Origin of the sequence: Ochrobactrum soli (assembly GCF_003664555.1) — a bacterium.
In the GTDB taxonomy this organism is placed as follows: domain Bacteria; phylum Pseudomonadota; class Alphaproteobacteria; order Rhizobiales; family Rhizobiaceae; genus Brucella; species Brucella teleogrylli.
Map to the genome: position 1 here is coordinate 203411 of NZ_RCHH01000001.1, position 24967 is coordinate 228377.

Genomic DNA, 24967 nt, shown 5'->3' on the forward strand with positions numbered 1-24967 from the left:
GTTCGATTGGCCGTAACATAGGATGCTCCTATGGGGCCGTCCCCTATGCAAACAGTGGCGCGGGTCGTCCCGCGCGCCAGATAGATAGTGTCTCGCTGGTGCTGTGGCAAGATGCATGACGAAATTGCTACCAACATTAACTTGATTGCTTCTGTCGTGGATCGGCTGTTGTTTTCGTTTATCCTGTCATTCTTACTCACAATTATGCCAGGAGATCGATCAATGACCATCTCAAGACGTAATTTCATTGTTGCAGCATCTGCTGCCGGTGCGGGGATGGCGCTTTCGCCGTTGGCCCTTGCCCAAGCAGCAGCCGAAACGGGCAGTTCAAACGTGCAAAAACCGTCGCAAGTTGAAAATCCGGGTTTCCATCGCTTCCAGCTCGGTGAATTTGAAATCACCACATTGTCTGATGGACGCCGGGCAGGCGAGGCGCCTGAAAAAACCTATGCGATCAATCAGGACCCGAAGGAAGTCGCTGCGCTGCTTGAAACGAACATGCTGCCTGCTGACCGATTTGTGAATAGCTTTACGCCGGTGCTCATCAACACTGGCAAGGACCTCGTCCTATTCGACACGGGCATGGGTGCCGGTGCGCGCGCAAACGGGCAGGGCAAACTTGTCAGTGCGCTGGAAGCATCAGGCTATAAGGCCTCTGACGTTTCGCTCGTCGTGCTTAGCCATTTTCATGGTGACCACATTGGCGGCCTTATGGAAGGCGGTAAGCCTGCCTTCGCCAATGCCCGTTATGCAGCCGGACAAAAGGAGTTCGATTTCTGGACCGACCCCGCACGACTGGATAGTCCGATGAAGGGTGGTGCCGAGCTTGTCGGCAAGAATGTGAAACCGCTGGCCGAGAAGATCACCTTTCTGGAGGACAAAAGCGAAGTCGTCCCGGGCATTCACGCCTTGGCAGCTTTCGGTCACACGCCGGGCCATCTGATATTTCGCGTCGAATCCGGTGGCAAGCAACTGGTGCTGATTTCGGACACCGCCAATCATTTTGTCATCACCTTGCAACGGCCCGATTGGCATGTAGCTTTCGATGTGGACAAGGAGACCGCCGTCGCGACGCGCAAGCGCGTCTTCGACATGCTGGCGGTCGAGCGCCTGCCTTTCATCGGCTATCATATGCCCTTCCCGGCAGTAGCTTATCTGGAGAAGGACGGTGCGGGCTACCGCTATGTTCCAGAGACGTATCAGCTCCGGGACATGTAACTCCGGTCAGCGCCCACCTGCGACCTCGATGAACGAGGCGGTCGTGTAGCTGGGGGCGTCGTTGAGCAACCAATAGATTGCTTCCGCGACTTCCTCGGCTTTTCCTGCGCGTCCCATCGGGGTTCCGGCACCGAGCGTTTTGGCCCGGTCGGGATTGCCGCCGCTCGCGTGGATTTCCGTTTCGATCAAACCGGGGCGAACCGCATTGACCCGGATGCCTTTCGGTGCGAGCTCCCGCGACAGGCCGATGGTCAACGTGTCGAGCGCGCCTTTGGCACCTGCATAATCCACATATTCGAACGGTGAGCCGAGCTTTGCCGCCATCGAGGAAACGATGACGATGGAACCGCCCGGTTGAACGCGGCGCGCTGCTTCGCGTGCGCAGAGATAGGTGCCGTAGACATTGACATCGAACATGGTGCGCAGACGTTCCGCGCTCATCTCGGCGAGCGGCATCGTCTGCGCGACGATACCGGCATTCAAAACAACGCCTTGCAGCTTGCCCAATTCCTGTTCCGCGCGGTCGTAAATGGAAATAACGTCTTCTTCGTGTGAAATATCGCCTTGCAGCGCAATGGCTTTGGCGCCTGCACGTTTCAGACCGTCGGTAGTTTCCGCTGCTGCCGAGGTGTTTCCGGCGTAATTGAGGGCGATGGACCAACCGTCCGCGGCGCAACGCAATGCCGTTGCTCTGCCAATGCCACGGCTACCGCCGGTTATCAGGACGTTTTTCAAGCTCGAACTCCTCCGCATGATTTATGGTGGAGTTAAACCGGTTTGTCGCTCTCCGCAAAGCGGAGATTGTTCAGAAAAAACAATATGGGGAAGAAAATGGTCGGAGCGGCGGGATTCGAACCCACGACCCCTTGACCCCCAGTCAAGTGCGCTACCGGGCTGCGCTACGCTCCGAGCCGGGGAAAGCCTTAGAATGCAAAGGTATTTTCCGCAAGCCCTAAAAGTGGCAAAAAGGCAAAATGCGCACAATTGATATCTGGAAAACTACCAGTATCGCTTATGTTCGCGGGGCGAACAGGATGATGCAGGTGCCTGCCAGAGCCACGCATGCGCCGGTCATATCCCAACGGTCCGGCTTTGCGCCTTCGGCAATCCATATCCATAAAATGGAGGCGACAATGTAGATGCCGCCATAGGCCGCATAGGCGCGGCCCGCCGTATCGCTCTCGATCAGTGTCAGGCAGTAGGCGAAGAGCGCCAGCGACGCCATACCGGGAATGAGCCAGAGCGGCGATTTATCGAGTTTCAGCCACGCCCAGAAAGCAAAACAACCGGCGATTTCGCAGATTGCGGCGGCGGCATAGATGATGAACTGCAAGCGGGCTCCTATGCTTGTGCTGGCTGGCGGACGACGGGCCGGGAATTTTGACGCCGGTGTTTATATTCAAGCCCGGCGCAACCCCAGATGATCCCGAACAGCAGATAGAAATGCCGCCAATGATCGGTGTCGATAACATTGCCGATCAGCACATGCCCCAGATAGGTCGCATAAGCGCAGAGCAGATAAGGCTGCCACGGCCTGTTGCGGAAAAGCTGGCGAAAGCCGATGCCAAGCGTCATGAATGTCAGCGTGACGAAGGCCACAAAGCCGACCCAGCCATAATCGAGCGCGGCTTTGAGCCAGTTGTTATGCGTGTCTTCGCCGAACATCGGACCGAACTCCAGCGGGCCGATGCCGAGCGGATGCTGGGTGGCAAGCACCATGCCATACCAGTGGCGGGCAAAGCGCCCCATACGATCGGCGTCATAGCTTTGTTCGAGTTGCGCGCGCTGCAGAAAGAAATCGCCGATGCCGGGGATTTCGATGAGGATCAGCAGCCCGATCACCACAGCGGCAACCGCCAGCAAGGACAGCACGAGGAGGCGCAGGCGAAAGCGATTATTGTTGGTTTGTAGGAACAGGGTAAGCAGGATTACCATGCAGGCGAGGGGCACCATCGCCCAGGCTGCGCGCGAAAACGAGAACAGCACGCCGAGCGTCAGGATGGCGGCAGCAGGCAGATAGACCAGCATGTCGCGCGCACGTCCGGTGAGGACGCGATAGACTGTCCAACTCAACGGCAGAATAAGAAATGGGCCGAACACGTTCGGGTCCTGAAATGCGCCTTTGGCTCGCCCGTAGCGCGTGAAGAGATCGGCACCGGGGAATAGACTGAGATAGCCCGCAATACCGAGAAAGGCGGCTATCAGGCCGACAAACAGATAGGCCTTGAAGATCGTTTGCAGCCGCCGGTAATCCATCTCGATCATTGCGGCAAAGAAAACCGAAGTGAAGGCGAGGAACAGCGAAACGGCGATATAAAGCGGCGCGTTTTTGAGGTCGGCCATCTGCAAGGTCGACAAGACCCCGCCAAAGTTGAAGACCGCGAGGATAGCCAGCAGAACGAGGTTGGTTCGGCTCAGGCGAAGCCCGAACAGCAGAGCAATTGCAATCAGCCCCGCCATATAAACTTCATAAGGCGCAGGTTCGCTCAGCACGAAACCCAGCAGAAACACGCCCAACCCAACTGCGAAGTTGACGATCAGGCGGTCCAGCGCCCGGCGTTGATGCGCCGTCGCGCCCCGGGGGGGCGCTGAATTGCGCATCGGCGCAACTATGGACGCTGCCTGGCTCAATAAGCGTTTTCCGTGTTGAGAAGGCGAACGGGTGTCAGGAAAAGAATCTTGAGATCGAACCAGAGCGACCAGTTTTCGATGTAATAAAGGTCGTATTCAGTGCGCATCATGATCTTCTCTTCATTGTCGATCTCGCCGCGCCAGCCATTGATCTGGGCCCAGCCGGTCACGCCCGGCTTGACGCGGTGGCGTGCGAAATAGCCATCGACCACTTCATTATAGAGAAGATTGTTGGAATGCGCTGCCACGGCATGGGGGCGCGGACCGACCAGCGATAGCGATCCGGCGACGACGTTGAAGAACTGCGGCAGTTCGTCGATGGAGGTCTTGCGGATGAAGCGTCCGACGCGGGTAACGCGCGGATCGTTCTTCGTCACCGCATTGCGCGCCGTCGGGTCACACTGCTCGGTATACATCGAGCGGAACTTCCAGACATTGATGACTTCATTGTTGAAGCCATGGCGCTTCTGCTTGAAGAAAACCGGCCCCTTGCTGTCGAGCTTGATGGCGATGGCGGCGCCAATCATGATCGGCGACAGCACCACAATGCCAATGAGACTGAAGGCGATGTCGAAAATACGTTTTGCGACCGAATCCCAGTCGTTGATCGGCTTGTCGAAAATATCCAGCATCGGCACCGAGCCAACATAGGAATAAGAGCGCGGACGGAAGCGCAGGTGATTGTTGAGCGCGGACAGACGAATATCGACGGGCAGCACCCAGAGCTTCTTGAGAAGGGCGAGGACACGCGCTTCCGCGCTGATCGGCAGCGACACGATCAGCAGATCGATATGCGCGATGCGCGCAAATTCGATCAGTTCGTTGATATTGCCGAGCTTGGGATAACCGGCGACCACGGGCGGCGAGCGCTTGTCGTCGCGGTCGTCGAAAATACCGCAAATACGGATATCGTTATCGGGCTGCTGCTCAAGAGAGCGGATCAGCGCTTCGGCATTGGGGCCGCCGCCAACGATTACGGCGCGGCGTTCCATAGTGCCATTGCGTGCCCAGCGGCGGATTTTCCAGGCAATGAAAAGGCGGGATATCAGAATGACGGCGATGGTGCTGACGGCCCAGATGAGGAACCAGCCGCGCGAGAAATGCGCCGAGACCTTGAAGAGAAAGCCAACCAGTGCAAGCGTGCCGAGCGTTGCCGCCCAACTGATGATCAGCCGCCGCAAATGGTGGGTGGGACTTCTGAGGATGTTGACCTGATAGCCGTCGTTGATTTCCATCAGGGCGACATAAAGCACGCCGCCAGCGATGACGATCAGCGGGTAATAGAGCAGATAATCGCTTTGAAGCCCGATATAATAGCCAAGGCTTAATATGCCCATCAGGAAGATGAGGCCGAACTCAACCAGACGCACGACGCCGCTGAGCATGAGCGGCGAAAACGTGTCCCGCTGATATTGCGCGGCTATGCTGCGCGCCAGAGGGCTGAGTTCCACCGGTTCTTGCGGCTTCGAATCCTGCTTGGCGCTGGCTTCAATCGCCTTGCGTCCGAATGGAGAAAAAGCATCATTGTCCCGCACGATAATGTCTCGCTTATCAGTTTACAGGAGGATGTGTACCGTCAGATTCCTAAGAAATCTCTGAAACACGCAGGTATCGGACCTGCTGAATACTCAAGAATGTGTTTCACGGTAAATCAATTCTATAGAATGAGCCATGGACTGCACGCTGAAACGTTCACGAAGTCGTGAATTTTCGGGCATTTGCACATCGAAATCGCTGTTGTCGGCTCTGAGTTCAAGGATTTTGGCGACCAGCGCTTCCACGGTCGGCTCGAACAGGGCGGGAGATGCGGGGCCGAATATCTCTGGAATACCGCCGACGCGGCTGGCGATGACGGTTTTTCCGGCAGCGAGCGCTTCCAGCACGATATAGGGAAAAGCCTCCGCGCGGGAAGGAACCACCATCAGGCGACCAAGGGCAAATGCATCGCGCGCCGCCATGCCGGGCAGAAACCGAATTTGTGCGCCAAGGGCAAGTTCGCTTGCAAGCGCCGTAAAGGTCGGCTTTTCAGCGCCATCGCCGACCATGGTGGCGCTGAGCGGCAGGTCGTGTTGATCACGCAGCTCTGCGATGGCGCGGATCAGGATATCCGGGCCTTTCAGATCGCGCATCGTGCCGACGAACAGAAGGTCGCTGGCATCGGGCGCGTCGGGAACGGGAATGAATTCGTCATCGGCCAGGCCGTTATAGACCACCGCATGGAGGCCATAAGGCCGTCCGACCTTTTCCTCATAGATTCGTTTCTCGAAGTTGGAAACGAACATGACCGCATCGGTCATCGGGGCGAGAAGTCGCTCGACCAGAAAGACAGCGCCGCCGCGGCGTGTCTTCTGGTCGAAATGCAGGCTTCCGCCATGCGGTGAATAGATACGGGCTACGCGAGACCTAAAAACCCGTAGAACAGAGCCGAACAATCGGGCATAGACGCCGCCTTTGGCGCCATGTCCGTGCAAGATGTCCGGCCGCAATGTCTTGACAACGCGGTATGCTTTGAACGCTGCCGCTGCATCGCCGATACCAATATGGCGTTGCATGGCAATTCGATGCAGGCCCAGCGCAAGCTTGGGCCGCAATTCTTCTAGAAGCGCGTCCTCTCTAGGACCGCCTGTTGTTGCGTCGCAGACGAGCCCGACAAGGTGACCTTTTTCCGCCTGTACGCCGACCAGATCGCGGACATGGCGGAATAATCCGCCAGTGGGCTCGCGAAAGCAGTGGACGATACGCAGAGGGGAAACGGTGTTGTCATCAGCCATCAATCGCCATCAGAACAGACGTTCGCGGACATAAATCGTATCGCCGGGCAGGATCGGATCGGAGATCAGAACCCGGCCTGTCAGCACCTTGCCATTGAACTGGCGGGTGATATCGGCATTCTCCTGATTGGCGCGCGGGCTGAAACCGCCTGCGGCTGCAATGGCTTTTTGCACCGTCATGCCCGGCACATAGGAATATTGCCCGGCCGCGCCCACTTCGCCCATGACGAAGATCGGGCGATAGCGGTCGATTTCCACGCTGACATCCGGGTCGCGCAGATAACCGCCGCGCAGTTTCGATGCGATCAGGCCTTCAAGCTGCTTTGCGGTCTTGCCGCGCGCTGGAATGCTGCCGACAAGCGGGAAAGCCACGTAGCCTGCCTGATCCACGCTATAGGTGTTGGTCAGGCTTGCCTGTTCGAAAACGGTGATGCGCACGCGGTCGCCCGCATCCAGCATATAGGGCTGGTTCAGCGCTTCGTGAAAAGCCGGCGGTGCAGGGCGGTAGCTCGTGCAGGCGGATGACAGCGTCATCGCCGCAAGACCGAGCGCCGTGAGCAAAGCACGGCCTGTGCGCTTGTTGTGAATTGTCTTCGCCATCATGTCTCGCCTCGGTATCCCCGAAAAGCATCACCCGCATTTATGGAAACTGACCGGTGCCGAAGCGCGATCAGATGAATTCCTGTTACTGCGTTATCGATTGATTAGGGTTAATGGCTGGTAAAGATGTGCGGCGATGGTCAAAAAACTTTCCAGAAGAGGGCGAAAGAGTAACGAGAGCATTTAAGCACTTTGAAATATATAGAAAACGATCCTGCGTGGTTTTGTCAGCGATGCCCCATGAAGAACGCAGAAAGTCGAGTGCTTAACTCTATGGTTACCTTAAGCGTTTACTTTTCCGGCCGGAAATGGGTATGCGGCCTGGATGGAATGACGATTGTCAATGATCGGCGGGCGCCCGCGGAGTAACGAAATGGCGGAAGTCGATTCGTCGTTGAAAGACGCAGACATCGATATAGGCGCGCTTTTTGGAAGCTTGCGCCGTAACTGGCTTTTGATTGTTGGTGGCGCTCTTCTCATGGCGGCGCTGGCGTGGATCATTTGTCTGCTTTTGACGCCGGATTACCGCGCGGAAACCCGCATCATTATCGAAACCCGCGAGTCCGTCTTCACGCGGCCCAATGGAGATAATCCTGCCGAGCGCCCGGTGCTGGACCCGGAAGGCGTGAAGAGCCAGATAGAGATTCTGACGTCTAACGATCTCATGAGACGTGTTTCCGACAAGTTGGATTTGCCGAACAATGAGGCATTTACTTCAATTGAAGTAAGGCCTTACAGCCGGATTCTGATTCTTCTCGGCATGATAGCCAATCCGGAGAAACTCTCTCCCGATGAGCGGGTTCTGCAGCGACTGCGTAAGCACCTGCAAGTGTATAATATCACGGGCTCGCGCGTTATCGCAGTGCAGTACACCTCTGCTAATCCTCAGTTGGCTGCACAAATCGCCAATACAGTCGCGGAAGAATATATCGCGCTACAGAGCGCGGCGAAGCTGCAATCGAATGACGATGCGACTAACTGGCTTGCGCCGGAAATCGAAGACTTACGCACACGTGTACGCGATGCCGAGAAAAAAGTCGCCGATTACCGCGCCTCGCGTGGATTATTGACCGGGCAGACCAACAATACGATTGCATCGCAGCAGCTTTCCGAAGTTTCGACGGACCTGACGCGTGTGCGCTCTGATCGCGCCACGGCGGAAGCGAGGGCGGCAAGTGTTCGCAAGGCGCTTTCTGCAGGCACACCGGTCGATACGCTGCCCGAAGTTGTTGCTTCCGGCATGATGCAGCGGCTCGCCGAGCGCCGCATCGAACTTAACGCCCAGATTGCCGATTTGTCGACGACGCTTCTTGATGGCCATCCGCGCATCAAGGCGCTGCGCTCGCAATTGGCCGACCTTGATCGCCAGACCAAGGCGGAAGGGCGCAAGCTGCTTGCCAGTCTTGAAAACGATGTCACGACGGCAAAGCTGCGTGAAGACGAGCTGACCCGCGAACTGAACCGCGTGCAGTCGCAAGCCGCGCAGGCAGGCGATCAGGAAGTCGAGTTGCGCGCACTCGAACGCGAGGCGGCAGCGCAGCGCGAGCTTCTGGAAACCTATCTGACCCGTTATCGTGAGGCAGCTTCCCGTATTGATCGCAATTATGTGCCTGTCGATGCACGCATTCTGTCGGGCGACGCACCAGCGCTTCCCTATTTCCCAATGGTTTTGCCGACTGTTGCTGCAACCTTTGTGGCGGGGCTGCTGTTACTCTCGATCTTCGTGTTGCTGCGTGAACTGTTCAGCGGGCGGGCCTTCGTGACCGCCGATGGCCGACGCGTCGAGGCTGTCGAGGAAATCGAAATGCCGGTGATTACCGCTGCCGCCCAAGCGGCTGCCGTTCCGCCGACCCTTTCCGAGCAGGAAGTGCCGGTTGCTGCTCCGCGCCGGTCCTGGACAGTGCCTTTTATCACGAGATCGTCTGGCTCTGACGCACAGACGACACCTGCGCCACCGGCGAAGGAGACGACCATGCCTGCAACGAAGAACCCAAATGGCGTGGAAGCCATTGCCAATCGTCTGCTCGACGGTCGCGACAAGCGCATTGTTGTGGTTTCGCCCGAAGGAGACGAAGCGTCGGCAACGACTGTGCGGCTGTTGCGCGATCTGGCCGACCGTGGCAAGCGTGCGCTTCTAGTGGATATGACAGCTCAGGGCACGGTGGGGAGCGCAATGCTCGACGGGCATAAATTGCCCGGCATCACCGAGCTTCTAACTGGCGAGAAACGCTTCAATGAAGTCATTCATAGCGACCGCTTTTCGCAGGCGCATGTCGTGCCGCTCGGTGCAGCAGACCCGGTTGAAGCCATGCGCGCCGTCGATCGTCTGCCGCTCATTCTCGATGCGCTCGAAACCGTTTATGACTTCGTGATCGTGGAATGCGGCCCATCTTCCTCTGCACAGATTCGCCGTGTTGCTGATAATGACGCGACGGTTGTGATGAGCATTGTCGATCCCGAGAACAATGATGTAGCGCTTGCCGCACTCGATCTTGATCAGGGTGGCTATGAAGATGTCGTCATTCTGATGGACGACAAGACCCCGCAGCCACGCGCATAATTCGATTCAAAAACAGCGTCTTAAAGCGGAAAGCTGAATCAAAATCGCTATTTACCTCCGGGCAAGCCTTGCTCGGATGCGCTTGGCGAGCCGCCAGAGCCGGGGATTGCGCTTGATTGTGCTGGCGACGGCTCTGCGCAAGGATTGCAACGCCCCAAAAAGCCTGCCTTTGGCCGAGAGTGGCAGAACGGTATCGAAGATTTCAAGCTCGATATCGCACCAGTCGCGCTTGTAGGGTTCATCGCCTACACCAAAACTGTAGACCGCATAACCGGCATCGCAACAGCGCTTTATGTCTTCGAAGAACAGAAATTCGCCGGGGCTGGCATGGACCATATCGTCATCGGCGATGGCGGCAAATTCGGCTGTCGGTCCAGTGGCGATGAGGTTTTTGCCGACGATCGAGCGGATAATGCCGCCCACTTCCAGAAACCGCAATTCGCAGATGGGCGCTGGTGCCGTGAGAGCCTGCCCGTAGAGTGCCTTGAAAAAAGTCTGCACGGCTTTGCCGGCAAACGGGTCGCTTATGCCCATCTGCCGGAAACGTCCGGCTTTCATGGCGAAGTAAAGGTCGAGAACGCTGTCGGATTCGTCCTGTGTCTGCGGCTGTTCAATGCGCCAGCCGCCGGCTTCCTGATAGCGGCGCTCATGCTGGCGGTGCTTCTTCAATCTGCGGCGACGGTTGGTGCGATCAAGCACCGCGTCAAAACCACCATGAAGCGAGACCATCAGGACCGGATTCGGGTTTCGTTTCTGCCCAAGGGTAAAAAGCGGATTGTCGATATCATCAACGGCGTCAAGCTGGCGCGTCAGCGCCAAAGCGTCGATATCCGGTCGCGCCTTGCATATGGCGGCAATGAGCCGGTCCAGAGCTTTGCGGTTGACTGCGGATGACCGTGCTGCGGCCAACCAAGGGAAATTACCGTTGGCATGGCTGCCGCCGGGATAGCGCGCGATCGTCATGCCATTTCGGCGGATGACTTCCAGAGGCAGGAGAAAAACCGGGCGTTCAGCATCGAAAATTCCGGCGACGAAACAGTCAGTGTTGACGCAACGATGCCAGCAATCAATCCAGGCGAAGGATTGCGGTGCGCCGTGCAGGGCAGGCCCTATCGCCCAGAGACGCTCGATTTCGGAATAATCGCTGATAATGCGTTCCGTAAGCGTGGCCGATCCCGCCATGTTGCCCCGCTCAGTCATGCTGTATTGCGCCCCTTGAATATGCTCAGAGCTGCTTTTTACGCGGTGGCTGCGCCATCCACCAGATGATCGCCATGGCTGGCAGGACCCAGAGCAGGCCTGAAACAATGAAATAGAGGAGATGCACCCATGCCGGAGAATTGCCGAGATGCGCGACGGCGATGATCGTAGCCAGAACCGCATAGACGATCACCAGCGTTACCAGCAGAAATGTGCCGATCAGTTTCTTCAGCCTAACGGGCATGATTGCGTCTCTCCTTTTCCCCGCACCATCACTAACCGCTGTGCCTGATCTGCGAAAGGGCAAAAAACGCGGCGGCATGTCGCGTGGACTTGCCTTGTAACTGACGGGTCGATGCGGCATGTATCGCTCCAGATGGTTTGAAGGAAGAACGGCATGACGGCAGCATCGATGGCGCAGCGCGGAGAGCGGAGTTCGAGAACGTCGAAGGACGAACGCGACCGGCGCCTTGTGCGCTATTGGCTTTATGCGGTTTTTGTCGTGCTGATCGCCATCGTGATGGTGGGCGGGGCCACCCGCATGACCGGCTCTGGCCTTTCCATCACCGAATGGAAGCCTATCCATGGCGTCATTCCCCCGCTCAACCATGCTGAATGGGTGGAAGAGTTCGATAAATATCGCCAGATCCCGCAATATCAGCAGATCAACAAGGGCATGTCCCTTGAAGAGTTTCAGTATATTTTTTGGTGGGAGTGGGCGCATCGCCTGCTGGCGCGCTTCGTCGGCTTTCTGGTTGCGGTGCCGCTTGCTTTCTTCTGGGCGACGGGGCGTCTGAAGGGCGGGCTGAAATACCGTATGCTGGGGCTTCTGGCGCTGGGCGGCTTTCAGGGCGCCATTGGCTGGTGGATGGTTGCATCCGGTCTGAGCGAGCTTACCAGTGTCAGCCAGTACCGGCTTGCAATCCATCTCACCACGGCCTGCGTGATCATTACCGCGGTCTTCTACATTGCCAGAGGACTTGTCACCTATACCGAGCGTCCGGCGGAGCGATCCGTGCAGCGCTTCGCCGGGTGGCTGGTCTTTGCCGTTCTGGTGCAGATCTATCTTGGTGGTCTGGTGGCCGGGCTTCATGCCGGTCTCACCTACAACACCTGGCCTTTGATGGACGGCGCGATCATTCCGTCCGACCTCTTCATACAGTCGCCATGGTGGCGCAATTTGTTTGAAAACCCGAAAACCGTACAGTTCGTGCATCGCATGTTCGCCTATACGGTGCTAGTTCTCACTGTTCTCCATGCCGTTCAGGTGTGGAAAGACGCGCCGGGCACCACCCATGCGCGCCGCACGATTGTTCTGCTCGGCCTGGTTCTGGTGCAGGCGGTCATCGGCATTGGAACGTTGCTGATGAGCGTGCCGCTGCATATGGGCCTGACACATCAGTTCGTCGCATTGATCGTACTGGCTTTCGCAGTCGCGCACTGGCGCGGCACCAAGGGCGCTTACGCAGGATAAGCCGTCTGGCGCAAATATCTCAGCGCGGTGGCAATCTTCAGCTCCCGCGCTTCGTCGGCACCATTGCCATCCTCGCGGTGCCACGCGGCTGAAAGACAGCCATAGGCAAAGGCATAATCAAGAATATAGGACGGCGAGCGACCAATGATTGGCGCGAAATGCTCGGCCATGCGCTTTGCGCGATCAAGGTCGAGGCAGAGATCGTCACGATCCAGCGGATTGTAAAAGATATTGGCGGCATCGAAGGCCGCATCGCCAATCAGCCCGTGTGGATCGATGGCAAGCCAGCCGCGCTGTCCCCGCAGGATGTTTTCGTGGTGGATGTCGCCATGCAGCGGAATGGGCTTGTGCGGCGTCGCCAGCAGCTCTTTTGCAAGCGCTGCGGCTTCCGCATAGATCGGCGTCTGATCTGCGACTGCGAAAAGGCCGGAGAAGTGCCTGTCGAGCGGTTGCAGGTCTGACGGCACCGGCGCAGGCGAGGGTGTGTGCAATGCTTCCAGAACCTGCCCGAAGATCACCAGACAATCTGCGTCAAGCCCGCTTTTGAGGTGTTCGTCGAGATGATAGTTGCCCGCATATTCGAGCAGCATCGACGTATCTTCAAGATCGTACAGGCGCGCCGCGCCGTGCCCATCCTGCCAGCGCAGATAATGCGCACCGCGCATTTCCTCCATTCCGGCGGGTTTCAGCTGCTTGATAACAAAAACCTCGCCCGGATGATCGATGCGTTCGACCTTCCAGACGAGGCTTGAATGCGTATCCGCCAGTGGTTCGAACGAACCGACATTCCATTTTCCGGGGAATACCGGTTCAGTCGTCATCAGGCTTTGCCAAGCATGAGGTTCATGTTCTGGACAGCGGCACCCGAAGCACCTTTGCCGAGATTGTCGAGTAGGGCGACCAGATTGACCTGATCGTCGCCTTCGGTGCCGAAGACAAAGAGCTTCATGCCGTCCTTGCCGGCAAGTTCTTCCGCATCGACGCGCGGAAGCTTGCCGCTTTCCTCCAGTGGCACGACTTCGACAATGTCCTGACCGGCATAATGCTCGCTCAGGGCTGCGTGAATCTTTGTCAGCGACGGCCTGCCTTCAAGCTCGTTCAGGAACAGCGGAACCTGCACGATCATGCCCTGCGGGAAACGTCCGACGCTCGGGCTGAAGATCGGGCGACGGTCGAGGCGTCCATGCAGCTGCAATTCCGGCACATGCTTGTGATGCAACGGCAGGCCATAAAGGAAGTTGTTAGCGGCCAGATAGTCCGGATTGTTCTTGTCTTCCATCTGCGCAATCAGCTGCTTGCCGCCGCCGGTATAGCCGGAGACGGCATTGACGCTGACCGGATAGTCAGACGGCAACAGCCCTGCGTCGCGTAGTGGGCGAACAAGCGCGATCGCGCCGGTTGGATAGCAGCCCGGATTGGCGACGAGTCTCGTTTCGGCGATGCGTTCGCGCTGGCCTTTGGCCAGTTCGGCAAAACCATAGGCCCATTCCGGATGCACGCGATGGGCGGTCGAAGTATCGATGATGCGGGTCGAATTGTGATCCCGCAGCAGGGAGACGGCCTCTTTCGAAGCGTCGTCGGGCAGGCACAGAATGGCAATGTCGGCAGAGCGCAGATAGTCGGCGCGCAAATCCTTGTTGCGCCGCTCGGCTTCCGGGATTGAAATCACTTCAAGATCGTCGCGCTCGGCCAGACGGCTGCGGATTTGCAGGCCGGTGGTGCCGTGTTCGCCATCGATGAAGATTTTCGGTTTCATGCTTTTGCCTTTTGATTTCATAAAGTTACGACAATATCCGGAATTGGTCTTTCAACCGCTTGAATCAGTTTCTCAACCGCATAAACGCGGCACCGTCATCGTCGTTCTTTCTGCTCTGCCAGCAGACCCAGATAATACATTGCGATTGTCGCTCCAGCGATAGCCGTAATATCGGCATGATCATAGGCTGGTGCAACCTCGACCACATCCGCACCGACGAAGTCAAGCGGCGTGAGCTTGCGCAGGATCGACAGCATCTTGGCGGACGAAGGGCCGCCCGCCACCGGCGTGCCCGTGCCGGGCGCAAAGGCCGGATCAAGGCAATCAATATCGAAGGTCAGATAGGTCTTCTTGCCCGCAGTGCGTTTCAAAATGGTGTCGGCAATCTCTGCCGCCGTCATGTCTTCGACTTCGTGACCGTAAATGATCTTGATGCCGCAATCTTCCGGCGCATGGGTGCGAATGCCGACCTGAATCGAATGATCGGGATCGATGATGCCATCACGCACGGCGCGGGCGACGAAGGAACCATGATCGATCCGCTTGCCGTCGTCGAACCATGTGTCCTGATGGGCGTCGAACTGCACGAGCGCCAGCGGGCCATATTTCGCGGCATGGGCTTTCAGAAGCGGCCATGTCACGAAATGATCGCCGCCAAGTGTCAGCAAAAATGCATCGGATTTGAGGATCTTTGTTGCTTCACGCTCGATCGTGGCGGGCGTCTTGTAATGGTTGCCGTAGTCGAGCAGGCAGTCACCGTAATCGATCACAGCGAGGTTTTCGAACAGGTCGCGCTGGAACGGATATTGCGGGTCATTGTCGAAAATGGTCGATGCGCGCCGGATGGCCTGCGGACCGAAACGCGCGCCGGGCCGGTTGGACACAGCCGCGTCGAACGGAATGCCCCAGACAACGGCTTCCGCGCCCTTCAGCGACTTGGTGTAGACGCGCCGCATGAAAGACAGCACGCCCGCATGGGTCGGGTCGGTCGCAGCGCTCGTCAGGCTGCGTGCGGTAAATGCGTGATCAATGGTCTTGGATGGCATGGCCGTTCCCCGGTGAAGTTCTGACTTCTATAACCGGTCACGCCAGAAATTGGGAAGAGGTTTTAGTCTCTATCAAAACCGTAAGCGCGTTCGACACGGCCAATGCGCACGCGATAGGTCTCATACCACTGCTGGCGACCAAGCTTTTGCGCCACAAGGTGGTCCACTTCGCGCTTCCATGCGCGAATGCTGTCTTCGTCCGCCCAGAACGAGTTCGTTATGCCAAAACCTTCCGCGTCTCGGGCGCTCTCGACGCCAAGATAGCCGGGTTGTTGCGCTGCGAGTTCCGCCATGCGCACCGCCATATCGGCGTAGCCATCGTCGTCACCAATGCGCTGCGAGGCAAAACTCACGACGTAATAAGGTGGCTCCGGTGTGACGGCAAAGCGGCTGGACGACATCATGCTGGCTCCCTGCTGGCTGATTCCTGAAATTCATAGCAAAAAGCGGACCCGAAGGCCCGCTTTCCGTTGTTTGATCGTCAGAAGTTGACCGCGAGGTTCACTTTAATGGCGTGATCCTGCGCCTTGTTTGCGAATTGTCCCCGGTAGTGCAATCCGAGAGACGTGTTATGCGCCAGATTGAGGTCCAACCCGGCCTGTGCGTAGAACATGTTTTTGTCGAGCGGCAGACCTTCAACCATGAAGCCGGGACCGTCGCTGAAACGCAGCATTGTTTCCGGCTGGTCGGCGCTATTATGCTGCCAGCCGAGCGCCAGTTTGGTGTTGACGCTGGTGTTTTCGGAGAGTGCGTATTTGTTCGAAAGACGCACGCCGAGATAGTTGGTTAAAAGGTCGCCGGTGGCGCCAGAGCCGGAGAGGGCGGTCACAGCCGCATTTTCCGTAAAACCATTGGTTTTCGCATAGGCATAGGAAATGCCCGCAAATGGCTCCAGCAGCGCCAGACTGGTATCGATATTGTAGCCGAGTTCCGCAAAACCCTGGAAGCTGTTGCCTTTGTAGCTTGCGCGATTATCGTTTGAAACTTCCCTGAAGCGGATTGTGCGCTTGCTGTCGATGTCGTGCAGATTGGCATTGCCACCAAAAGTCAGGTTGAAGTTTTTCCATGCATAGCCGCCATAGGCGCCGATCTGATAGCTATCGACTTTCGCAGACGACAGGCCGCTATTGAGCGAGGATTGCAGATAACCGGCGAAGAGACCCAATTGCCAATTATCCGACAGTTGGCCGTCAATGCCGGTGATAAAGCCCGTCGCGCTGCGGCTCATGGCTTGCGCTTCTCCAATGCTCTGGAAATGCGCTCTGGAATTATAGGCTTGTCCCCATACGCCGCTTTTGAGCGGAGCATTCAGCGCCGAATGATTGAAGCGACTGTCGGACAGATCATTCATGCGCTGTGTCACGGCTTCGCGTGGCAACTGGTTGTCATAAAGAAGCGATATCAGCGTGGATGCGTAAATATCGCCAGACAGCTCGGTATAGGCCTCTGACAAATCGTCTTCCATCCGCGATGTAAGCACGTTCTTGTAGAGCTTTTGATCGTGGCCGAGCGCCTGCAATGCGTTGGCAACCCTTCGTTGCTGGTTGCTTACCGCCGATTCTGCAAATGACTTGCCCGCCGTTGCGAAGGTGACTTCGACTTCATTCGGCCTGTATTCAAGTTTTTCGGTGATGAAGTGATAGGTGGGAAGAACGTCGCTGAAGCGGCCATTGACCCCGTTGTCGGCCATCACGAACACGCTTGTTTTGCCTACCCGGGCGTTGATTTCGTCAACGGTCAACTTTGGATGGCCGCCGAATTTAACGCTCCCGGCGAGCATAGCCTTGTTGCTAGCATAAATCCCTGAAGTGTTGCCGTTGGCATCGACCTTCACGTCGAGAACACTGCCAGATTTCAGATCGATATCGCCATTCACGTTCAATGGTTTCATGCGCGGCGAACGGTAGTCGCCGGGGGAAACATGCGCACCGGCTCCAGCCACTATGCTGCCGGTAAAACCGGTGCCGCTCAGTGTACCGCCGGAGTGGACCAGAACCGGCGAAGTGATTGAGCCGTTTACCTTTAATTCCCCAGCGTAAATGTCGGTCACCCCTTTGTAGCTGTTCTGCCCGTTAAGGATGGTCATGCCGTCTCCAACCTGCTGTACGCGACCATCGCCGGTAATCTTGCCGTCGAATTCGAGCAGGTTGCTGCGATTGAACGTCAGAAAGGCGTCTTTCTGCATCAAATCAACGTCGCCGATGACGGAGCCGGTTTCGCCGCCATTACCAAGCGCCAACCCGCCTTCCGCCACGAAGCTGTTGCCGGTGTATTTGTTTTCTCCCGTCAGCGTCAGCTTTCCGGCGTTCATCTTGTACAGTGATCTGTTTCCATCCAGATAGCCCGATACGATCTTATCGGATGTCGGAAAGAAGAAGTTGCGCTCGGTCTTGAACAGGCCATTGGGAGACCGGGCGTAGAAACCAGCTAAGTCGGGGTTTGACCAATATTCCCGCACGTAGTTGGCAATGTAATTGTGTGTGCGGGTCGTCGGATGAATATCATCCCAGAAAACATATTCATTCTGGATTGCGGAACCGCGCGGCTGGTCGAGACATGAGGGCGTATCGACACAATTTCCTGTCGCATTCGAGAAGCCGAAAACGCCGGGGTGCTTCACCACCATGTCAAGGATGCCAGCTACGTCTGGGGCGTAGACCACAGCATCCGGATGCTTTTCCTTAAAGGCAGCGATGCTGGTGGCGATGGCCTTGTTGAAATCATCGGTTGCTTCTCGAGCAATGACGCCGGGCGCATTTGCATAGCGCGGAACTTTCGAAAAATCAGGCATGTCGGGCACCAGAAATTGCCGCGCTCCCACCTGATAAAGGCGTTCCAGTGAAGTGAACAATTCATTTCCGCTAAATGCAGCTTTCACTCGCGTGGATTCATCGTGCTTGATTGCATCCAAAGCATCATTGCCACCCGCCCATAAAGACACGATGGTGTGAGGAGAGATGGTCTGAGGATAAACGGTATTCGTCCCACGAATGAACTCGGTCACCTCCTCAGCAATAGAGGGGATCATCCCCGGTATTTTGTGGTTCTCATACTTTATGCCGCCTATGGCGTAGTTCACACTGGTGCCACCGTTCGGGGTGTTGCTGCCAAAATCACCGGGGGCTGACGAGTTGGTCGAAATTTCGTGCCCCTTTCCTGGTCTCGGAAAAGGTACTCGTTCCAGACGCGTCCATTGCTGAAGCGTCCGTCGGTCGTGTACATTTTTTTAAGTTTTTCTATGAAAAACTCACTGAATGCGCCGTTATCGCTCAAGCTGTCGCCGAAGATGATGGCCCTGTCGAAATAAGCTTTCTCGACATTGTCGGTTATGCTCTGGGAGTAAGCTGCAGAAGAAAGTAAAAATTGAACAGGGGCGAGTGCAGTCAATATAATATTGACTTTCCCAAAAGGAATATAGGTCAAAGTAATTATCCTGTTAAAAAATTTTAAAATAAAAATACTTGAAAAATATAAAATAACATAAGTATAGTGTAAATTAGCCTCCTTTGAATAGGGGTCGGAGGACGGTAGAAACCAAAAAAGCGAGCCTTGCGGCTCGCTTTTTTGTAGATCCGAACGACGGAAATATCACCGTTCGGAAATTTGGTCCCAAGCGCCGGAGCGCTTGGGAATATTCCTTGAAACGGATTAGCGCTTCGAGAACTGGAACGAACGGCGAGCCTTGGCCTTACCGTACTTCTTACGTTCGACGACGCGGCTATCGCGGGTCAGGAAGCCACCCTTCTTGAGAACCGTGCGCAGGCCCGGTTCGTAGTAGGTGAGGGCCTTCGAAATACCGTGACGAACGGCACCAGCCTGACCGGACAGGCCGCCACCGGCAACGGTAGCAACGATGTCGAACTGGCCAGCGCGGTTCGAAGCGATGATCGGCTGCTGGAGGATCATCTGCAGGACCGGACGTGCGAAGTACTTTTCGAATTCCTTGTCGTTGACGGTGATCTTGCCGGAACCCGGCTTGACCCAAACGCGTGCAACGGCGTCCTTACGCTTGCCGGTGGCATAAGCGCGGCCCTGTGCGTCCAGCTTCTGGACGTGAACCGGAGCGGCAGCTTCGGTCTTGGCAACAGTGCCGAGTTCTTCGAGCGAGTTGAGCTGCTCAGCCATGATTATGCATTCCCTTTGTTCTTGCGGTTCAGCGCTGCGACGTCGAGGACTTCCGGCTGCTGAGCTTCATGCTGATGGTTCGGACCTGCATAAACGCGCAGGTTCTTCATCTGGCGACGGCCGAGCGGACCACGTGGGATCATACGCTCAATAGCCTTCTCGAGAACGCGTTCCGGGAAACGGCCTTCGAGAATCTGGCGAGCAGTGCGCTCCTTGATGCCGCCCGGATGGCCGGTGTGCCAGTAATAAACCTTGTCGGTGTACTTCTTGCCGGTCAGAACAACCTTGTCGGCATTGATGATGATGACATTATCGCCATCGTCAACGTGCGGGGTGAAGGTTGCTTTGTGCTTGCCACGCAGGCGATTGGCGACGATAGTTGCGAGACGACCAACGACGAGACCTTCGGCGTCGATCAGTACCCACTTCTTCACCACTTCAGCCGGCTTCTGAGAAAAAGTTGCCATTGAAGTCTTCCTTAGACTAATCCCCGATATGAACATCAGGGCTTTTTTTGTTGCTTGTGTTGGTGATATCCAACCCGAACGGGCGTGCAAAAATTAAGTTTCGCGCGCTTCCGGCGGGTCGATACACAAACTCTGCCCCGCCGTCAAGTCCCGTATTTGCACGATGATTTTAAAAACATAATGAAATCAATTACTTGATTATTTGGTATTATAATACCGTATGTTTTTGTGGTGCTTTTAACGCGGTGGGATTGAATAAGTCGCTGTTGCATGAGCAACCAGTTCGCCAGTCGCGCCATCAGTCAGGCTGATATCGAGGACGGCGAGGCGTTTTCCAAGCTTCAGAAGTCTCGCGACAGCTTCCACCGCGCCGGGTGAGGGCTTGCGCAGGAAATTGATGTTGAGATTGGTGGTCACCGCCAGCGCGACCGGGCCGATATGCGCCAGAATAGCCGCATAGGCAGCAACATCGGCCAGGGCGAATAGCGCAGGGCCGGAAACCGTGCCGCCGGGACGCAGATGTTGCTCGTCGGCGTGAAGGCGCATCGTGGTGGAACCTTCATCAATCGCAACAATCTCGAAACTCTTACCAAGCTGCGGAAACTCACGCTTCATGAAAGCGCGCAGCTCGTCGATATCCATCACCGGAGCCAGACTTGTGTGTCTTGTCATATTGATATTCATCCAGTCCTCCCAATCTTTATAGGAATAGAAGCGTGGACCCTTGTGTTGCAAGCGGCATCCTGTCGTGCGAACGATAAATACGGTCGCGCAGTTGAGACTGGTGAGGTAAGAACATGAACAATCCGTCTGGCGACCAAATTCGCAACATTCTCCAATCCGTCAAAACAATTGCGCTTCTTGGTGCCTCCCCGAAGCCCGAGCGCCCAAGCAATGGCGTGATGGAGTTTCTGCTCTCCAAGGGCTACCGCGTCATTCCCGTCAATCCGGGGCAGGTCGGCAAGGAAATTCACGGCCAGCGCGTCGTGGCGCGTCTGGCCGATATTGAAGAGCAGGTCGACATGGTCGATGTGTTTCGTGAGCCTTATTCGCTGCCGGGTATTGTGGATGAAATCCTCGCCATGAAGCAGCGTCCATCCGTTTTGTGGACGCAGCTCGGCGTTGTTCATGAAGAAGCTGGCAAGCGTGCCGAAGAAGCAGGGCTGACCGTCATCATGGATCGTTGTCCCGCGATAGAATACCCGCGCTTGATCGGGTAGCGTATGAAGCGAGAATAAAATTCCGCGCTTTGATATCAGTCGAAAAATTCCTCCTTTGCTTTCTTTTTGGCAGAGCCTAACGTCCGCTCTCAAAGAGTGGCATTCGTTATCAGGAGGAATAGATGTCCAAACGCTCACCCGGCATAGAAACACTGGCCGTTCACGCAGGCGCGAAGCCTGATCCGACAACTGGCGCGCGTGCAACGCCAATCTATCAGACGACGTCCTTCGTGTTCGAAGATGCGGATCATGCGGCCTCCCTGTTCGGGCTACAGGCGTTCGGCAATATTTATACACGTATTACCAATCCGACGACGGCGGTGCTGGAAGAGCGCATCGCAGCGCTTGAAGGCGGCACCGCAGCTGTCGCGACGGCATCGGGGCATGCTGCGCAGCTGCTCGTTTTCCATACGCTTTTGCAGCCGGGCGATAATTTCGTCGCTGCGCGCCAGCTTTATGGCGGCTCGATCAACCAGTTCGGCCAGTCGTTTAAATCCTTCGGCTGGCAGGTGCGTTGGGCCGATGCCAGCAATCCGACCGACTTTGCCAAGCAGATCGATGGCAAAACGCGCGCAATCTTCATTGAAAGCTTCGCTAATCCGGGCGGCATAGTCGTGGATATCGAAGCGATTGCCGAAATCGCCCATAAGCATGGCCTGCCTTTGATCGTAGACAATACGCTTGCTTCGCCCTATCTCGTGCGCCCGATCGAACACGGCGCGGATATTGTCGTGCATTCGCTGACCAAGTTCATTGGCGGCCATGGTAATTCCATGGGCGGCATCCTCATCGACGGCGGAACCTTCGACTGGGCGAAGTCTGGCAATTATCCGCTTTTGACCGAACCGCGCCCGGATTATGCCGGTCTGGAACTGCACAAGACCTTCGGCAACATCTCCTTTGCCATCGCTGCCCGCGTGCTGGGTCTCCGCGATTTCGGCCCGGCGATTTCGCCATTCAACGCCTTCCAGATTCTAACCGGTGTGGAAACTCTGCCGTTGCGCATGCAGCGCCATTGCGACAATGCGCAGAAGGTTGCCTCCTGGCTGCATGGTCACGAGAAGGTATCGTGGGTGAACTATGCTGGTCTGCCACATGACAAATATCATGCGCTTCAGCAGAAATATTCGCCGAAGGGCGCAGGCTCGGTTTTCACCTTCGGTCTCAAGGGCGGCTATGATGCGGGCGTGAAATTCGTGGATAGCCTCGACCTGTTCTCGCTGCTCGCCAATATCGGCGACACGCGTTCGCTCGTGATTCATCCGGCCTCGACCACACATCGGCAGCTGAGCGACGAGCAGAAAGTGGCGGCTGGAGCTGGTCCGGATGTCGTGCGCCTGTCTATCGGCATCGAGGATGCCGACGATATCATAGCCGATATCGAACAGGCTCTTGCCAAGGTCTGACCGGATGAGCCGGTTTCTCGACTTCGACCTGACCGGCATTGAACCGGAAGAAGGCGCTCCTTTGCCGGAGCGCGTTCTTTCCGGCGATCCAAAATTCCGAACATGGAATCTGGAAGAAAATGCCGATGGCACCCTCTTTGCCGGCATATGGGAAAGCACGCCGGGAAAATGGCGGATCGAATATGACGAATGGGAGTTCTGTCACATTCTATCCGGTCGCTCGATTGTGAGCGAGGAGGGCGGCGCAAGCCGTGAAGTCAAGGCGGGCGACAGTTTTGTCATTCGCCCCGGCTTCAAGGGCAGCTGGGACGTGCTGGAAACCACCCGCAAGGAATATGTGATCAAGCTCTGAAAAAAGAAAAGGCTGCGAAATTCGCAGCCTTTTTGATTCTCGACCTACCGCGGCTCATTGCCTCGCGGTCTGATATAGGCGCGGGGCCTGTTGCTGCCCGAAGGCCGTGCTTCCGGGCGTGGTTGCGATGGGCGCTCGGCTTGCGGTGGACGCGGACGCTCACCTTGCGGCGGGCGCGGACGGTCCGGTCTGTTGTAATTCGGGCGACGATCCCGATCCCGATAACGGTAATCGCGATAGCGTGAATCACGATAATAACGCGGGTAATTGCGATAATAGCGTCCGCTATCATAGACAACGCCGGTGCCGATATAGCTGCCCTGCACATAGTAAGGGTCGTAGTAGCCGCCGCCGCTGCCATAATAGCCTTCGGACACGCACCCGGTGAGCGTCAGTCCGGATATGCCTATGCCAACGGCGATCAGAAGTGATTTTAATGACATGGCCTTCGCTCCTTCAAAGCTCGAACGCTGTACATCGCTGAATGTTGCAGCATTTGGCAAACATTCTTTCGACGAACATTATGCAGAAACGGCGTGAATCGGCAAAATCACTAAAGATTACGGTGTGATAGCTGATTTCCGCAATATGAGCACGGGCCTTCTACCCATACCGATCATCAGACATTCTATATCTGACGAATTTTTAAAGAATGAGACAGAAAATATATCAAATCGAGGAATTGAATAACGGGTGCATGAAATTTAAAGCGCGTTCAAAAGTGCAGGGTGCCGGGCACCCCTGCACTTTTGAAGAAGATTGAATTAGTTGCCTGTTCCAGCGCCGGTGATAGCAGTGGAGATCGCCGTAAACTGGGTGCGAATGCTCGTTCCGAGTAACTGTGTTGCGCCGATGATCACGACTGCGATTAGAGCGGCGATGAGGCCGTATTCGATAGCGGTTGCGCCGGATTCATTTTTGCGAAAACGCGAGAAAAGCTTGGACATGTGTTGCTCCTGAGACTCTGCTTTTATTAGCTGGTCGTCTTGACCTGGAGCCAAATTACACGGGCAATTCTTTTTGCGCCCTTAAGTTGCATGGTAAACAGAAGATAAGCGCCGTGTATGATTAATAAATTGCTGAAATATACCCAAGCATTGCCGCTGAAAGATCATTTTCGACGCACAAAGCCAAAAAAACAAAACCCCGCCTGAGCGGGGTTCTTTTCGCTTATCCAGCTGCCTTACTTGGGGAGCTGCGCACCGGCCTGCTTCACGGCATCTGCCATGGTCTGGCACAGCTTTTCTTCCGAAATATTCTGCGCCTTTGCGCTGGTGGCGAGATCCTGTTCCATACCCATGACGGAAACCTTGCCCTGCTTGCCGGTTTCTTCGGCGGCTTCGGCTTTGGACGTATCGGCGGGAGGAGGGATCAATCCAAGCATTTTGTTCTGGATTTCGATGGCTGCCTCGTCGGTATAGCCCTTGTCCTTGCAATAGGTCAGCACGCCGAGCTGATTGCGGGCTGCACTATAGGCCATTTCCATCTGCTCTGGCGTCGCCTGCGCGAGGGCTGCTGTGAGATTTGCACCGAGAAAGAGGCCGGTCAAAGAAACGCGAATGACATTACGCATTATAATTCTTCTCCATGTTCCAAATACATTGCGAGATAATGCGATTTTCCCCACGGGGAAAATTCAAGAAAGATTAATTAGTGAAATGTGATAAAATAGAATTAGTTTCTTCTGATTTTTAAATCCGCGTCATATTTGTGCGTTAGAAGCCAAAGGCAGCTGTGCTTTTTATCGAACGCCTATGTTACGTGGCATCAGGAGCGCCAGCCCGATCCCCTTGAAAACAACTCTATCGTCCGCTCAGCTACCGATAGTTCGGGTGTTATGAGCGCATCGAATTTGGTCATTTTGGAAAAATGGTCGAAACTGTGCGAATTGCCAAAATTTGCTCTTGCGCTTGGCGCACGAATTGCCTAAACGGCTCTCACGCGACTGACAAATCAGTCGGGCGATTAGCTCAGTTGGTAGAGCGCTTCGTTTACACCGAAGATGTCGGGAGTTCGAGTCTCTCATCGCCCACCATTTATCTCCTTTAAAATATATGCATTGTAAGCACAGCCCTCATCTGGCTGTCTGTTTGTCACGTTTAGTGCGCCACGCTGCTAAAACGACTATGGCGGGACAATGC

26 protein-coding genes and 2 tRNA genes are annotated in these 24967 nt (G+C 55.9%); 7 read left to right on the forward strand and 21 right to left on the reverse strand.

Annotation, left to right across the window (positions count from 1 at the left end):
• The first annotated feature begins 222 nt into the window (after positions 1-222).
• Complete coding sequence (locus tag D8666_RS01000) at positions 223-1218, forward strand: MBL fold metallo-hydrolase (protein ID WP_121535739.1); 996 nt, start codon at positions 223-225, stop codon at positions 1216-1218.
• Positions 1219-1224: 6 nt separating this feature from the next.
• Here the strand turns inward: D8666_RS01000 and D8666_RS01005 are convergent, their stop codons facing one another.
• From D8666_RS01005 to D8666_RS01035, 7 genes are all read right to left on the reverse strand, one after another.
• Positions 1225-1953, reverse strand: a complete 729-nt coding sequence (locus D8666_RS01005) for an SDR family oxidoreductase (RefSeq protein ID WP_121535742.1) — start codon at positions 1951-1953, stop codon at positions 1225-1227.
• Between the two features lie 97 nt (positions 1954-2050).
• Positions 2051-2127: transfer RNA gene (locus tag D8666_RS01010), tRNA-Pro, on the reverse strand.
• 103 nt (positions 2128-2230) lie between these two features.
• Positions 2231-2551: a YnfA family protein gene (locus D8666_RS01015; protein WP_121535745.1), complete on the reverse strand. Its 321-nt coding sequence runs from the start codon at positions 2549-2551 to the stop codon at positions 2231-2233.
• 8 nt (positions 2552-2559) lie between these two features.
• Positions 2560-3819 (reverse strand): O-antigen ligase family protein, encoded by a 1260-nt coding sequence (locus tag D8666_RS01020; protein WP_121536290.1) that lies wholly within the window; start codon positions 3817-3819, stop codon positions 2560-2562.
• Positions 3820-3845: 26 nt separating this feature from the next.
• Entirely contained in the window at positions 3846-5384 is a 1539-nt protein-coding gene (locus D8666_RS01025) for an undecaprenyl-phosphate glucose phosphotransferase (RefSeq protein WP_121535748.1), read from the reverse strand.
• A gap of 93 nt (positions 5385-5477) precedes the next feature.
• On the reverse strand, positions 5478-6620 hold the full coding sequence (locus D8666_RS01030; protein ID WP_121535751.1) for a glycosyltransferase: 1143 nt from the start codon (positions 6618-6620) through the stop codon (positions 5478-5480).
• A gap of 9 nt (positions 6621-6629) precedes the next feature.
• Positions 6630-7220: a polysaccharide biosynthesis/export family protein gene (locus tag D8666_RS01035; protein WP_371830778.1), complete on the reverse strand. Its 591-nt coding sequence runs from the start codon at positions 7218-7220 to the stop codon at positions 6630-6632.
• A gap of 373 nt (positions 7221-7593) precedes the next feature.
• Between D8666_RS01035 and D8666_RS01040 the strand changes: the two genes are divergently transcribed.
• On the forward strand, positions 7594-9780 hold the full coding sequence (locus D8666_RS01040; protein WP_121535754.1) for a GumC family protein: 2187 nt from the start codon (positions 7594-7596) through the stop codon (positions 9778-9780).
• Between the two features lie 51 nt (positions 9781-9831).
• Here the strand turns inward: D8666_RS01040 and D8666_RS01045 are convergent, their stop codons facing one another.
• The gene (locus tag D8666_RS01045; protein ID WP_235858867.1) at positions 9832-10980 is read right to left on the reverse strand and encodes a GNAT family N-acetyltransferase; all 1149 of its coding nucleotides are present in this window, start codon (positions 10978-10980) and stop codon (positions 9832-9834) included.
• A gap of 25 nt (positions 10981-11005) precedes the next feature.
• The gene (locus D8666_RS01050; protein ID WP_109368747.1) at positions 11006-11224 is read right to left on the reverse strand and encodes a DUF2842 domain-containing protein; all 219 of its coding nucleotides are present in this window, start codon (positions 11222-11224) and stop codon (positions 11006-11008) included.
• Positions 11225-11377: 153 nt separating this feature from the next.
• On the opposite strand from D8666_RS01050, the gene D8666_RS01055 reads away from it, so the two are divergent.
• On the forward strand, positions 11378-12454 hold the full coding sequence (locus D8666_RS01055; protein WP_121535760.1) for a COX15/CtaA family protein: 1077 nt from the start codon (positions 11378-11380) through the stop codon (positions 12452-12454).
• Here the strand turns inward: D8666_RS01055 and D8666_RS01060 are convergent.
• From D8666_RS01060 to D8666_RS01100, 9 genes are all read right to left on the reverse strand, one after another.
• Positions 12442-13275 carry an aminoglycoside phosphotransferase family protein gene (locus tag D8666_RS01060; RefSeq protein WP_121535763.1) on the reverse strand — a complete coding sequence of 278 codons (834 nt, stop codon included), beginning with the start codon at positions 13273-13275 and terminating at the stop codon, positions 12442-12444. The two genes, D8666_RS01055 and D8666_RS01060, sit on opposite strands and share 13 nt — an antisense overlap.
• Entirely contained in the window at positions 13275-14210 is a 936-nt protein-coding gene (gene argC, locus D8666_RS01065) for an N-acetyl-gamma-glutamyl-phosphate reductase (protein WP_121536292.1), read from the reverse strand. The genes D8666_RS01060 and argC overlap by 1 nt, the downstream gene beginning before the upstream one ends.
• Before the next feature lie 95 nt (positions 14211-14305).
• Complete coding sequence (speB, locus tag D8666_RS01070; RefSeq protein WP_121535766.1) at positions 14306-15256, reverse strand: agmatinase; 951 nt, start codon at positions 15254-15256, stop codon at positions 14306-14308.
• 62 nt (positions 15257-15318) lie between these two features.
• Complete coding sequence (locus tag D8666_RS01075) at positions 15319-15657, reverse strand: antibiotic biosynthesis monooxygenase family protein (protein WP_109370209.1); 339 nt, start codon at positions 15655-15657, stop codon at positions 15319-15321.
• An 80-nt stretch (positions 15658-15737) separates the two neighbouring features.
• Positions 15738-18335: an autotransporter domain-containing protein gene (locus tag D8666_RS01080; RefSeq protein ID WP_147437981.1), complete on the reverse strand. Its 2598-nt coding sequence runs from the start codon at positions 18333-18335 to the stop codon at positions 15738-15740.
• Complete coding sequence (locus D8666_RS01085; RefSeq protein WP_121535772.1) at positions 18332-18679, reverse strand: SGNH/GDSL hydrolase family protein; 348 nt, start codon at positions 18677-18679, stop codon at positions 18332-18334. The genes D8666_RS01080 and D8666_RS01085 overlap by 4 nt, the downstream gene beginning before the upstream one ends.
• Positions 18680-18904: 225 nt before the next feature.
• The gene (gene rpsI, locus D8666_RS01090) at positions 18905-19381 is read right to left on the reverse strand and encodes a 30S ribosomal protein S9 (protein WP_078340527.1); all 477 of its coding nucleotides are present in this window, start codon (positions 19379-19381) and stop codon (positions 18905-18907) included.
• A gap of 2 nt (positions 19382-19383) precedes the next feature.
• Entirely contained in the window at positions 19384-19848 is a 465-nt protein-coding gene (gene rplM / locus D8666_RS01095; protein WP_078340528.1) for a 50S ribosomal protein L13, read from the reverse strand.
• Between the two features lie 237 nt (positions 19849-20085).
• Positions 20086-20532 carry a PaaI family thioesterase gene (locus D8666_RS01100; protein WP_121535775.1) on the reverse strand — a complete coding sequence of 149 codons (447 nt, stop codon included), beginning with the start codon at positions 20530-20532 and terminating at the stop codon, positions 20086-20088.
• Between the two features lie 113 nt (positions 20533-20645).
• On the opposite strand from D8666_RS01100, the gene D8666_RS01105 reads away from it, so the two are divergent.
• The 3 genes from D8666_RS01105 to D8666_RS01115 all read left to right on the forward strand — a co-directional run bounded on the left by D8666_RS01105 (position 20646) and on the right by D8666_RS01115 (position 22826).
• A complete protein-coding gene (locus D8666_RS01105; RefSeq protein WP_121535778.1) occupies positions 20646-21068 on the forward strand; it encodes a CoA-binding protein in 423 nt (140 codons plus the stop codon).
• Between the two features lie 122 nt (positions 21069-21190).
• Entirely contained in the window at positions 21191-22474 is a 1284-nt protein-coding gene (locus D8666_RS01110) for an O-acetylhomoserine aminocarboxypropyltransferase (RefSeq protein WP_109368754.1), read from the forward strand.
• Positions 22475-22478: 4 nt separating this feature from the next.
• Positions 22479-22826 carry a cupin domain-containing protein gene (locus D8666_RS01115; RefSeq protein ID WP_121535781.1) on the forward strand — a complete coding sequence of 116 codons (348 nt, stop codon included), beginning with the start codon at positions 22479-22481 and terminating at the stop codon, positions 22824-22826.
• Positions 22827-22870: 44 nt separating this feature from the next.
• On the opposite strand, the gene D8666_RS01120 is transcribed toward D8666_RS01115, so the two are convergent.
• From D8666_RS01120 to D8666_RS01130, 3 genes are all read right to left on the reverse strand, one after another.
• The gene (locus D8666_RS01120) at positions 22871-23269 is read right to left on the reverse strand and encodes a hypothetical protein (RefSeq protein WP_121535784.1); all 399 of its coding nucleotides are present in this window, start codon (positions 23267-23269) and stop codon (positions 22871-22873) included.
• A 321-nt stretch (positions 23270-23590) separates the two neighbouring features.
• Positions 23591-23773 (reverse strand): Flp family type IVb pilin, encoded by a 183-nt coding sequence (locus D8666_RS01125; RefSeq protein WP_121535787.1) that lies wholly within the window; start codon positions 23771-23773, stop codon positions 23591-23593.
• Positions 23774-24009: 236 nt separating this feature from the next.
• Entirely contained in the window at positions 24010-24399 is a 390-nt protein-coding gene (locus D8666_RS01130) for a pore-forming ESAT-6 family protein (protein ID WP_121535790.1), read from the reverse strand.
• Between the two features lie 386 nt (positions 24400-24785).
• On the opposite strand from D8666_RS01130, the gene D8666_RS01135 reads away from it, so the two are divergent.
• A tRNA-Val gene (locus D8666_RS01135) sits at positions 24786-24861 on the forward strand.
• Positions 24862-24967 lie beyond the last annotated feature (106 nt).